The organism is Pedobacter sp. KBS0701 (assembly GCF_005938645.2).
Classification (GTDB): domain Bacteria; phylum Bacteroidota; class Bacteroidia; order Sphingobacteriales; family Sphingobacteriaceae; genus Pedobacter.
On record NZ_CP042171.1, the window covers coordinates 2,420,470 to 2,432,990 of the forward strand.

The 12,521-nt window shown below is 41.3% G+C and carries 6 protein-coding genes; 1 reads left to right on the plus strand and 5 read right to left on the minus strand.

The features are described from left to right. The first annotated feature begins 337 nt into the window (after positions 1 to 337). The gene (argS, locus tag FFJ24_RS09530) at positions 338 to 2,110 is read left to right on the plus strand and encodes an arginine--tRNA ligase (protein ID WP_138821278.1); all 1,773 of its coding nucleotides are present in this window, start codon (positions 338 to 340) and stop codon (positions 2,108 to 2,110) included. A 200-nt stretch (positions 2,111 to 2,310) separates the two neighbouring features. Here the strand turns inward: argS and FFJ24_RS09535 are convergent, their stop codons facing one another. From FFJ24_RS09535 to FFJ24_RS09555, 5 genes are all read right to left on the minus strand, one after another. Next, positions 2,311 to 5,169, minus strand: coding sequence for a pitrilysin family protein (locus FFJ24_RS09535; RefSeq protein WP_138821279.1), 2,859 nt, complete (start codon positions 5,167 to 5,169; stop codon positions 2,311 to 2,313). A 75-nt stretch (positions 5,170 to 5,244) separates the two neighbouring features. Then, on the minus strand, positions 5,245 to 6,423 hold the full coding sequence (locus tag FFJ24_RS09540; protein ID WP_138821280.1) for a TlpA disulfide reductase family protein: 1,179 nt from the start codon (positions 6,421 to 6,423) through the stop codon (positions 5,245 to 5,247). A gap of 10 nt (positions 6,424 to 6,433) precedes the next feature. Further along, positions 6,434 to 7,813 (minus strand): RagB/SusD family nutrient uptake outer membrane protein, encoded by a 1,380-nt coding sequence (locus FFJ24_RS09545; RefSeq protein ID WP_138821281.1) that lies wholly within the window; start codon positions 7,811 to 7,813, stop codon positions 6,434 to 6,436. 9 nt (positions 7,814 to 7,822) lie between these two features. After that, positions 7,823 to 11,035, minus strand: coding sequence for a SusC/RagA family TonB-linked outer membrane protein (locus tag FFJ24_RS09550; protein WP_168202432.1), 3,213 nt, complete (start codon positions 11,033 to 11,035; stop codon positions 7,823 to 7,825). 283 nt (positions 11,036 to 11,318) lie between these two features. Continuing rightward, complete coding sequence (locus FFJ24_RS09555) at positions 11,319 to 12,473, minus strand: FecR family protein (RefSeq protein ID WP_138821283.1); 1,155 nt, start codon at positions 12,471 to 12,473, stop codon at positions 11,319 to 11,321. Positions 12,474 to 12,521 lie beyond the last annotated feature (48 nt).

Consider the following 12,521-nt stretch of genomic DNA (forward strand, 5'->3'; position numbering starts at 1 on the left):
TTTTAGAGCGTCCGAAAGTCCGAAGATATAGTTTGAAATTGCATGGTCTGAAATTTTGAAGACTAATAAGTTTTATATGGTCGGCATCCTGTCTTCCGACCTCGGACCTCCGACTTCGGACTTTTTTAATGCACAGCACCGTCATCCCTAAACCTTATTGAAGCGGCAGCTCCCGATTTCTTCAATCGGGACTATAGCGGAAAGAAGGACTATCGAAAACGACTGGCACTACAGTAGCTTTCCAAAGCCCTTATAGTGATGAAAATTGAAATTTAGGCTAAAAAAATCTTCGGACTTCGGTCTCCCGACTTCGGACTTTTTTCTCTATTTTTGGCGCATGAATTTTATTATTGCCGAAACACAGAAAGCCATTTTTGAACTTTATAAGGAAGAAGTAGCCGAAAGTGTGATCAACATACAAGAAACCCGCAAAGAATTTGAAGGACAGGCAACCATTGTTGTTTTTCCAATCACCAAAATTTCAAAGAAATCGCCGGAACAAACAGCCACAGAAATTGGCGAATATTTAGTCGCTAACGTAGCTGATATTACCAAATTTAACGTAGTTAAGGGCTTTTTAAACTTAAGCATTGCCGAAAGTTATTTCTTAAAACAGTTTAACGAAGAAATTTTATCGCCTGATTTTGGTGTGTATGCAGCGAATGGTAAAAAGGTAATGGTTGAATATTCGTCGCCGAATACCAATAAACCACTTCACCTGGGGCATGTTCGTAATAATTTGCTGGGTTATTCGGTTTCTGAGCTGCTTAAAGCTTACGGTTATGATGTGGTGAAGGTAAACCTGGTTAACGACCGTGGGATCCACATCTGTAAATCAATGCTGGCCTGGCAAAAGTGGGGTAATGGCGAAACACCTGAAAGTACAGGCTTAAAGGGCGATCACCTGGTTGGAAAATACTATGTAGTTTTTGATAAGGAGTATAAAAAAGAGATTGATGCTTTAAAAGCGGAAGGACAAACAGAAGACGAAGCGAAGAAAAATGCCCCATTAATTAAGGAAGCACAACAAATGCTGTTAAAATGGGAGCAAGGAGATGAGGAAGTGGTTTTGCTTTGGAAAACCATGAACGAATGGGTTTACGCTGGTTTTAACGTGACTTACAAAAACCTTGGGGTTGATTTTGATAAATTCTACTACGAAAGTAATACTTACCTGCTAGGAAAAGGTACGGTTGATGAAGGTTTGGCTAAAGGTGTTTTCTTTAAAAAGGACGATGGTTCGGTATGGATTGATTTAACTGCCGATGGTTTAGACCAGAAACTGGTTTTGCGTGCTGATGGAACTTCGGTTTACATTACTCAGGATTTAGGTACTGCCGAAATGAAACACGATGATTTCAATATGGATGAGTCTATTTATGTGGTCGGCAATGAGCAGGATTACCATTTCAAAGTGTTGTTCCTGATTTTAGAAAAACTGGGCAAAAGCTGGGCAAAAGGTTTATACCATTTATCGTACGGGATGGTCGATTTGCCAAACGGAAAAATGAAAAGTCGAGAGGGAACAGTTGTAGATGCCGACGAATTAATTGAAAGCATGGTAAGCACTGCCCGCGAAAAAACAGAAGAATTGGGTAAAACCAATGATTTTAGCGAAGCAGACAAAGAAGAACTGTATAAAAATATAGGTTTAGGTGCCTTGAAATATTTCCTTTTAAAGGTTGAACCGAAAAAACGTTTATTGTTTAATCCGGCTGAGAGTATCGATTTTCAGGGGAATACCGGGCCGTTTATTCAGTATACACATGCGCGGATTAAATCATTGCTGAGCAAGTCGGATTATCAATTTGCAGTTGGCAGTGAGCAGTTTTCAGGAATATCAGGTGTAGAACTAGAAATGATTTTGCAGTTGGCTAAATATCCTGAAGAGATTGCCATTGCGGCAAAAGCTTACAGTCCGGCGAGTTTGGCCAACTATTTATATGAACTGGCTAAATTGTTTAACAAATTTTACCATGAGGTACCGCCGATTGTAAAAACGGAAGAAGGTGAACTGAAACAGTTCCGTTTAAACCTGAGCAAAAAAACTGCTGATATCATTCATGCAGGAATGTTGATTTTGGGGATTACTTCGCCGGAAAGAATGTAAGATGGATGATGTGAGATGGAAACATATACTGCGTTCCTTAATTATTACACAAAATAGGGGAGTCGTGATATCATTTAATTATATAAATAATCTGAATTAGTAAAAACTAACCAATTGTCAGATTAAGCAGTGGCTATTACAAATAATCACCCCTGCCCTTTTGTTCTGTCTTTACAGATGAAAGGGCAGGAGTGATTTAATTATTTTGCTTTAGCCGATTCTGGCAGCAGTATTAACCTGATATAATTCTTACCGGTCAGGTATTTATCTGCAATATCTTTTACCTCTTTTGCAGTCATTCCTTTGATGATCTGGTTATAGTTACTGATCTGGTCCAGCGGCTCTCCATTGCTAAGTTGTCCAGTCAGATAATCCAGCCAGAAATTATTTGTTTTCATCGTGGTTTGCATCGTATGTAGGTCTTCCGCCTTAAACTTTTCAATGTTTTCCGGTACCGGGCCAACTTTCTTTAACTTTTCAACTTCATCCACCGCAGAGGCAATCATCCTTTCTACATTTGCTGGTGAACAGCCGAAATAGATAGATATACCATATCTGCCATCAGGCAATTTACGGGTACTTACTTCCGCAGCCGGAGAGTAAACCCCACTTTCTTCCTCACGCAGTCTTTCCAGTAAACGGATTTCCAAAGCTTCTTTTAGCGCCTGCATCTTCAGGGTACTCGCGTAATCATAATCAAACTTTCCAGAAAAAACCAGGTAAACCACGGCCTTATCCTCCTTACCAGCGTACACTGTTTTGGATATCAAGCCTTCAGGGAGGTGGATGTCCAGATTTTTTGCTGTCTCTATGGTTCCGTTTGCAGGAAGGGAAGCGATGTATTTTTCCAGGTAAGGCTTCAGTTTTGCCTCGTCTATATTTCCTACAAGAACAAATTTCATTCCCGTTACATTGGCGAATCTCTCCTTATATATCGAATATGCGCGATCAAGGTTGATCTGTGCAATTTTCTCCAGGTTAGCAGGCGTACGGCGGACATTGTAGTTCCCCAAAACTGTAGTCATTGTATCACTGAAAACCGATTCAGGATCATCGTCCTTGTTCACCAGGGCTGCTTTTGCATTCGAGATAATCCCTTTGAAAATCTGCTCATCTTTACGCGGTTCTGTAGCGTAGGCATACAGCAAACTAAAGGCACTGTCCATATCTTTGGCATTTGTACTCCCAATAAAGCCTTGTGTACGCTCATCTATAAAAGGAAAAACCGAGACCTGTTTACCTGAGAGGTATTTTTCCAGCTGACTGGCATTGTAATTTCCTACACCTGCTGAAGAGATAATATTTGAGGCATTAGCTGCACTTTCATAATCCGCATCACTGTATAAGGATGTTCCCCCATTGGTAAAAGCCTGGAAAACAATCTCGTCATTTTTGAAGTTCGTTTTCTTCAGTATCACATTTACACCATTGCTGAGGGTAAGGTAAGTAAGTCCGGTTTTGGCATCTTTTTCCTCTTTCACAATTTTTCCGGCTACCGGTACATGAGCCTGTAACGGCAACTTACTTACATCGTCTTTAAAAGCATCCATCTTTTCGGCATTGACTTGCTTTATCCAGGCTAAAACAGCTGACTCGGCCGGTAAAGTTGCCTTATCCTTTTCGGGTGCGGTTACAATGATATCCCTGTCGGTTTCCCTGATGTATTCTTTGGCTAGCGCATTTACCTCCCCAAGCGTAATTGTAGGAATAAACAGGTTTACCATTTCATTTTGTTTGCTTAATCCAGGAGCGGCCCCGCCATAAAGGAAATGGTTCAGATAAGCATTTACATAGGTATCGGAAGTCATTTTATCCTTTTCCTGCATCATCGCTTCCATGTCATTCAGATACTCTCTTTTGGAACGCTCCAGCTCTGTTTTAGAAAAGCCCAGCCGTTGCAGTCTGGCCGTTTCCCTCCACACTGCTTTAAATCCACTCTCCACTTCTCCTGGCCTGCAGCTAACATAAAGTTTAAATGCTTCCAGTCCTGGCATAAATTCACGAATTGCGGCACCACCTTGTAAAAACGGAGGATTGGCCTGCCGGGATAACTCTGTGTAACGCCTGCTCAGCATTCCGTTGAACAGATTTCTCAGCAGTGAGGCACGGTAATCAGTCTCTGTATAAATTTTCTGCTCTTTATGCTTGGCATTAACTTCTATAACCGTATTGGTCAATTCTTTATCCGTTACCGCAAGAAACTGGTTTTTCCCTGTTAAGGAAGAACTATATTTTACCCTTGGTTTTTCATTTGGCGGGTTTTTCAGGTCAGCAAATTTTTGCCTGACCAGTTGTTCCATTTTTGCCACGTCGATATCACCTACAATAATAAGAGCCTGCAGGTTCGGACGGTACCAGTTATGGTAATAATTGCGGATCACTTCTGGTTTGAAATGAAGGATTACATCAGCCTTACCAATAGGCAAACGGGAGGCATAACGCGAGTTATTTACCATCAACGGAAGGGTTTGTCTTAGTATGCGATCTTCAGCGCCTCTACCCAACCTTTCTTCTTCCATAATCACACCGCGCTCCTTTTCAATCTCGGCCGTCTCAAGTGTCAATCCTTGTGCCCAATCGCGCATAATCTGCAGCCCGTTTTTCATCACCTCAGGATCATCTGTGGGCAGCGGTAACTGATAAACTGTTTCATCAAAACTGGTGTAAGCATTTAAATCGGCACCAAACCTTACACCAGCTTTCTGGAGATAATTGATCAGCTCACTTTTAGGGAAGTGCTCCGTTCCATTGAAACTCATGTGCTCCAGAAAGTGTGAAAGTCCCTGCTCTTCATCCGTCTCCAGGATAGATCCTACTTTATTGGCAAGATACATCACCACCCGGTGCTCAGGCTCATTGTTATGGCGGATATAATAGGTAAAACCATTCGCCAGCTTTCCGGTACGCACCGAGGGATCCAGCGGAATCAATTTTGTAACCGGCTGAACAGTATGGTGAACGGCAACAGTAGATTTAGCAGGCTTATGTTGTGCTCCTGCAAGCAAAGGCAGGCAATTGCCTGCAATAAACAGGGCTATAATAATTTTGTAGATTTTCATATTAGGTAATAAAATTTATAATGCTGGTTGGTCATCAGCTATACCGCGCTGTGCCATGGGCTAGGATCTACCCGATTAGTGGGGCAGCACTTCTGCCAGTTTACGTTCCAGTGCTGCTCCCCGTAGGTTTTTCGCAATAATTTTACCATCCGGGTCAATCAGGAAATTAGAAGGAATCGCCGAAACATCAAACAGTTTACCGACTTTGGAGCCAACATCCTGTAGATTTGGCCAGGATAATTTATCCTCACGCAAGGCGGTCATCCAGGAGCCTTTATCAAAGTCTGAAGAGATGCCCAGTACATTAAAATTGTGTGCAGCAAATTTTTGATAGGCCGCAACTACATTAGGATTTTCCTGCCTGCAAGGTACGCACCAGCTGGCCCAGAAATCAACAAGCACATATTTTCCCTTGTAGAAAGATAAGCTAACTAACTTTCCGGTAGAATCAGGCAGAGAAAATTCGGGTGCCACCATCCCGACACTTACTTTCTGCGCACGTTTAAGGTCTGCAGTCAGTTTCTTCCCAAGTAAAGTCAGTTTCAAAGGGGCTTTAATTTGTTTAAACAAGCCCATGGTTTTTTCAAAAGGCATACCGTGCCTGAAAGACTCTGATAAAAGATAAAGACTAAAATAATTGGCGGGATGACGGGCTATATATGAACTGTCTGTTGTGATTTTTATCTGATCCAGCGAATCTGATGCCTTTTCTATTGCCTTCATCTGCTGCTTAAGCTTGGCCCTATCTTGCGTACTGTCGCCCATTAGATCCTCAATGCTGAAATAAGCAGACCTTACATCGTTTAAAGCCACTGTAAGCTTCGTTGTTTTACTTTCATAAGCTACCTTTTCTGCATTCAAAGGAGAGCCTGAAAATACGGCTTGTGAAATGTTTCCCAAGGGAAAAGAGACGTTAAAAACCCCTTTCTCAATAAACAATTCATAAGAAGGGCGTACAGTTTCCTGTTTCTTTCCTTTAGTAGCCTGGGAATAAGAAAGGACTGCCCATACCGGATCCTTTACGTTCCCGCGGAAACTGAAGGTTCTGTTTTTCACCAGGGCAGAATCCTGTTGCATATCATCGTCTATATAACGTTCAAGATAAACAGTCACTTTATCAGCGGGTTTCATGCCGGTTATTTTTCCCTTTAATGTATAATTCGGAGTTTTCTTCTGCGCAAAAGACACAGCGCTGCCTGTGATAAGCAACAGGAAAAGTATAAATTGAATTGATCTGTGATAATATGTGTTCATTCTTATAGATTTAGTTGTAACCTGGGTTTTGTGTCAATTTTAGATTATTTTGTATTTCTACTCTTGGTACAGGATATAGTGCAGCGGTAGACTTCCAGTAGGTGGGTTTATTTTCTGACATCACCTGATCAAGGTGGCCCAGTCTGCGGAGATTAAACCAGCGATCACTCCATTCAAAACACAACTCCACTCTTCTTTCCTGTTCTACAGCATCAAGAATCGAACTTTCGGTTTGTCCATCATCCAGATTTTCAAGCCCCGCACGATTACGGATGGTATTCACATCCTGAACCGCAGCATCAGGTTGTCCAAGTTTAGCTAAGGCTTCTGCACGAATCAGGTACTGCTCCGCAAGTCTGAAAACTACCGTATATTCCTTATATGCTGAATTTTCAACGTCTAATCTATATTTGTAGATCCGGTAACCGCCGGTTTCCTCATTGATATAATTCCACCTGCGTTTATCGCCGTCTTCAAAAGCATCGATAAGACTATTGCTACCTTCATCCGCAACGGCAACATAAGCACCATCACCCAGGGTTTGCCCCCCTATACCATACCCGATTTCATTCCACATTTGAAAGATAGATTCTTTATTATCGCTGTGAAAAATATCCATTTCCGCATCATCTGCACTGGTTCCTTCCATCACACCAAGGCTATACTGATTGCGATTTTCGATAATTTCGGAAGCTTTAAGACTGGCATTCTTCCAGTCACCGGTATATAAATATACTCTGGACAGCAATGCTTTAACCACCCATTTATTTGCCCTTACACGACCAGCGGTAGGATATTGATCACCAAGATAACGCTCGGCTTTTAGCAGGTCTTCCAGTATTTGTGCGTATACTTTAGCGACTGGTGTCCGGGGAAAATTCTTAGTTTCTTTATAAGCTGTGCTGGTTACCAATGGCACATCGCCAAAAAAATTGACGAGATAGAAATAACAAAAAGCACGCATAAATAATGCCTCACCAATAGCTTTTTGTTTCCCTGAAGTAGTCATGCCATTCGAAGTTGCGACACCTTCTATGATCGAATTTGCGGTATAGATTATACTGTAATAATCTGACCAATAGATTTTGGTAGAAGAGTTGACAGGGTCTAAGCGGTTATTGTACCTATTCAGGAAGTCATCGTCTAATGATGCTCCCGGCTTCAATTCATCAGAAGAAAGCCCTCCGGCCACAGGGATATCAAATAAATTACTGTTACTTGCCCATTGAGCATACATACCAACCACTACACTGTCTGCAGATTTATCATTGGCATATACTTGTTCGGTAGTTCTGATGAACTCAGGCTTTACTTCTAATATTTTTTTACACGATGTGCTAACCACAGTCAGCATCAGCAGGAAAGCTATGCGGTATATCAAATTTTTCATTGTATAATTTTAAAATGTTGTTTTCAGACCAAAAGTAAACGACCGGAGGGTAGGCATACTTACACCTGTTTCCGGATCAAAGCCAGGATAGTTGGTCAGGGTAAACAGATTATTTCCCATCGCGTATACACGCAAATTTTTCATCCCCAATTTCCCGGCTTGTTTTTCTGAGAAGTTATATCCCAGGGAAATATTTGAAAGCCTGATGTAAGAATTATTAAAGGCAGTAGCCAAACTTGAATTATAAGTATATATCAGGGCACCATCTGTAGTATAAGCGATGCGGCTACCCGGATTTTGCGGACTTTGCCATCTGTCGAGTACTTCTACGGGCTGGTTATCCAAAGTAGCACCAGGGCTCAGATTCAGGATGCTATTTCGGCCGCTCTTTTTAAAACTTAGGAAAATATCCAGATCAAATCGCTTATAAGAGAAATTATTAGTAAAACCTCCGTAAAATGTTGGCAAAAGATTACTTAAGGGAACAAAATCATTTGGATATTCTATAGTGCCATTTCCATCCACATCCCTGTATACAGGTTTACCGGTTTGAGGATCTATTTTCTGAAAGTCGAATCCCCAGAACAGTGATAAGGATTTGCCGATGGCATATAGATCCTTATATGAGGAATTTTCCAGGTCAGGGAACGATAGCAATTTATTTCTTCCAACGCTTAAATTAAAGCTTGAGGTCCAGCTAAAATCTTTGTGTTTAATCTGTGAAGTGTTCAATATAAATTCCCATCCGCTATTCTGGATTTTTGCATCCATATTCTGATTTACATTGCCCACTCCAACTTGTGAAGCCAAAGGATACGCTACCAGCTGGTTACCAGAACGGTTCCGGTAATAGTTTACGGTAAGCATCACCGCATCGTTCAGGAAACCAAGCTCTATTGCAGCTTCGAATTTTTTATTTTCTTCCCATTGATAATCACTGTTGAAAAGGTTTTTAGGAAAAAGTCCGGTCCCCTGATATTTGTTGAAGGTTTTTTCGTAGTTCACGAAATAACTGTAATCACCTATATTGTCATTACCGCTCAATCCGTAACTTGCCCTCAGTTTACCCATGCTTAAGAAGGGCATTGCCGATTTCATCCATTGGCGTTCTGTAAAAATCCAGGCTGCACCGAGCGACCAGAAATCACCAAACTGTTTACCGGGTGCGAAACGGGAGGAACCATCACGTCTTAATGTTGCATTCACGAACAATTCATTCTGGTATTCATACCCTATACGGGTAAAAGCAGAGAGAAAACGATACTGGCTTGCCAGTTGTGTGGTGTCAGATCTTTGGGCGGCTGAGACATTGCCCAACAGCACGTCATCCGTATAGCCATAGGCATTTAAGGCATAATTTGAAGATTTGTTATCAATATAGGTACCACCAAGTAAGGCGCGGAAAGTGCTGTTTCCACGGTGAAGGACATAATCTGCCTGGGGCTCAAAGGTGAATGAGTTATTTTTGTTATTTGCATAATAGGTATAGCCTTGAGGATTAGATGATTTAGGATCTTGTGCAGCGATAGGTGTCAACATCATTTGCCTGATCCGCAAATCAGTATAACCAACACTGGCTTTCAGCGTTAGGTCAGGCAATACTTTGTAACTGCCCACAAAATTGGTGATGGCACTTTTAGATTTGCTTTCCATCTTGCTTAAAGAAGAGGCAATCGGATTGGGCACTGCCCAGTTTAAAGAGCCATCTTCATTATACAAGGAGTAATTTGGTGGCAGAGCATAAAAAGAAACAGGATCCAGGGCAATAGCGGTATTCTTATCACCCGAATAACTGAGGGTCAAAGCAAGATTCAATTTATTATCCTTTGAATTGTGATCTGCATTGAATCTGATATTCCCACTTTTTAGCCCGTCCATAGTATTGTACACGGTTTTCTCATTTCTATATCCTCCTCCCAGCAAAAAACGGGTCTGATTACTTCCACCAGTAATATTCAGCTCTGCATTTTGCGTTAACGCCGTTTTATCAAAAAACTCCTTTTGCCAATTGGTATATTTCGTCTGACTCCATTTGGTTAAATCAGGGAATGCATCTTCGGTGATTTCTATCCCATCATTGATTGCAGCCTGTCTGCGCATGTCAAGATATTGTTCCGTATTCAGCATATCGATGTAATGTGGAATTTTAGCAATAGAAGCGTAAACGTCGGCCCCGATTTGTATCTGGCCCGCTTTACCTCTTTTTGTCGTAATCAGGATTACTCCATTAGCTCCTCTCGCGCCATAGATCGCCGTCGCATCCGCATCTTTAAGGACCTCGATATTTGCAATTGAATTGGGATCTATACTTTTAAATGGACTTTCACTTGATCCATTAGTCAATATGCCAAGATTGGTTAAACCAGCAATAGAACTGGAAGTAAAAGGCACCCCATCTACGATATACAGCGGCATTCTGGCTTTTCCATCAAGATTCAATGTATTTATCCCCCTTATTTGTACACTAACTTGTGCACCAGGTAACCCACTGTTATTGGTAATCAACAAGCCTGCCGCCCTGCCCTGTAAGGCAGCGATAGGGTCTGAAGTGGGTGTTTTCTCCAATACAGCTGCATCTATAGAAACTGTAGAGCCGGTATTTGTCCTTTGTGAGGTCTTTTGTCCGTAAGCCAGCACCCGAACTTCATCCAAGACATTGGTACTGAGCTTCAGTTCAATGTTGATTACCCCATCAACATCTGCCACACGTATTTTCTGCTGCTGATAGCCAATATAACTTACTACCAGTACATCTTCTTTTTCAAGCCCCTCAATGAAAAAACTGCCATCCTCCTTTGTCCGGCTAATCTGGTGTGTGCGTTCCACCAGGATGGATACACCCCCAAGTGGTTTTTGTTGCACTTTCACCACTCCCTTCACTGTTATTTTAGGGATGAATAAGCTGATTATTTTTTCGGCTACAGACTTTTCTTTCCTCCTGATAATCACCGAATGTTCCTCTATCGCATAACTGAAAGGAAGATTTTCCAGGCATTTGTCCAGTACTTTTTCGAGAGCTGTGTTCCTGAAGCCTGCATCTATTTTTACCGTTTGAAAAAGCTGATCTGAAGAGGCGACAACATCGTAACCTGTCTGCTTTCTGATCGCTCCGAAAATTTCTTTGAGCGTAGTGTTTTTCTGTACAAAAGTAACCTTTTGGGCGAATCCGGTGGCGCTCACCTGAAGCAACGTTGTTAAGAGTATTATAGTTGTTAACTTCATGATAAACAATATTTTATAAAAGCAGCACAAAGGCTTGCATAAAATCTTATTATAATTTTTATACATTTGATATCTGTTAAAATTGAATTGATTCATTACCTGATAAGATTAGGTTTTAGCAAACACAGCCAGGGATGTTCCACCATCCTTGGCTATTTTGTTTTTGAAAGATCAATATGCTAAAAACCCTTTTCGTCGGTTCCTTCCTAAGGATCGTGATGGTGGTTCTTCATGTTGGTTGGTTTGTTTAAGTAATTAGTTGATTAGTGATATTGCAGGCCTTTTAATGATCAACGAAAACCTTATTTCCGGTAATTTCAAATGATACATCTTTGGTCTTGGCCAAAAGGTTTAAGGTTTTAGAGAGCTGGTCATACTTGGTTATAGTACCCAGGAATTTATTCTTCTTGATCTCCTGGTTTTTGTAAATGATCTCCACATTGTACCATCGGGCAATTCTTGACAGGATATTTTCAAGAGGTTCATCATTGAACATAAAGTAGCCCTGCGTCCAGGCAACAGCTTCATCAGTGTTCACCACTACGATCTGTTCTGCTGTGGCCGAACGTATAAACTGCTGACTGGGCTTTAGTAACTGGTTATTGATTTTTACGCTTCCTTCAAGAAGTGTAGTTTTGGAAAGATTATCATCAGGATAGGCCGAAATATTAAAGTGGGTACCCAATACTTCTACCGTTTGTCCTTTACTGTACACAAGAAACGGATGTACTTTATCCTTTGCTACTTCAAAATATGCTTCACCTGTTAGTTCTACTTTACGGTTGAGGGCCCCGAGGAAAGATGAAGGATATTTGATAGAAGAAGCCGCGTTTAACATCACTTTGGTTCCATCCGGCAAACGCACTTCATAATTTTGTCCGCGTGAAGTAGACAGGGTATTGATCTGATTGTTACCAGCTGTACCCCGGTCAACTACTTCGTACACAATTTGCCCATCGCTGGTCTTGCGGATAACTACACCCTGCTCTTTTGCCACCTCACCTTTATGGGCATCAGATAGTATGATGATTTTTCCGTCAGGAAGTGTAAGTGTGGCGTTGTTTTTTCCGGGGCCAATATCTTTTGTGTAAACTACCTGTTCCTGCTTCTGTTGCGTTTTTACTACATAAAAAAGTGCAGCGCCAAAGGCAATACATAATGCTGCTGCAATGGATATCCTTTTCCACAGCGCAGGCCTCTGTATTTGTTGAGATGATACAATGTTTTGTTTCTCAAAATCTTTAATGCCATTAACAGACAACACTCTTCTCCAGATCTCATCACGGAGCGGGCCATCCTCAATAACTTTTCTGTCTTTTTTTTCAGAATTGGCCGAAAAAATATATAAATATTCAACAATTCCCTTCTCTTCTGGCGTACAAATCCCTAACTGGTACTTTTTAAGTAAATTATTATGCTCATTCTGATGATTTTCCATCCTTTAGTTGCGCTTACTGTTGCTAATTACTGTGATAACAACTAAAAG

What these genes read in the sequence shown, in the direction of transcription:
- argS (WP_138821278.1), top strand. Translation starts at nt 338, where the DNA reads ATGAATTTTATTATTGCCGAAACACAGAAAGCCATTTTTGAACTTTAT.
- FFJ24_RS09535 (WP_138821279.1), bottom strand. Translation starts at nt 5,169, where the DNA reads ATGAAAATCTACAAAATTATTATAGCCCTGTTTATTGCAGGCAATTGC.
- FFJ24_RS09540 (WP_138821280.1), bottom strand. Translation starts at nt 6,423, where the DNA reads ATGAACACATATTATCACAGATCAATTCAATTTATACTTTTCCTGTTG.
- FFJ24_RS09545 (WP_138821281.1), bottom strand. Translation starts at nt 7,813, where the DNA reads ATGAAAAATTTGATATACCGCATAGCTTTCCTGCTGATGCTGACTGTG.
- FFJ24_RS09550 (WP_168202432.1), bottom strand. Translation starts at nt 11,035, where the DNA reads ATGAAGTTAACAACTATAATACTCTTAACAACGTTGCTTCAGGTGAGC.
- FFJ24_RS09555 (WP_138821283.1), bottom strand. Translation starts at nt 12,473, where the DNA reads ATGGAAAATCATCAGAATGAGCATAATAATTTACTTAAAAAGTACCAG.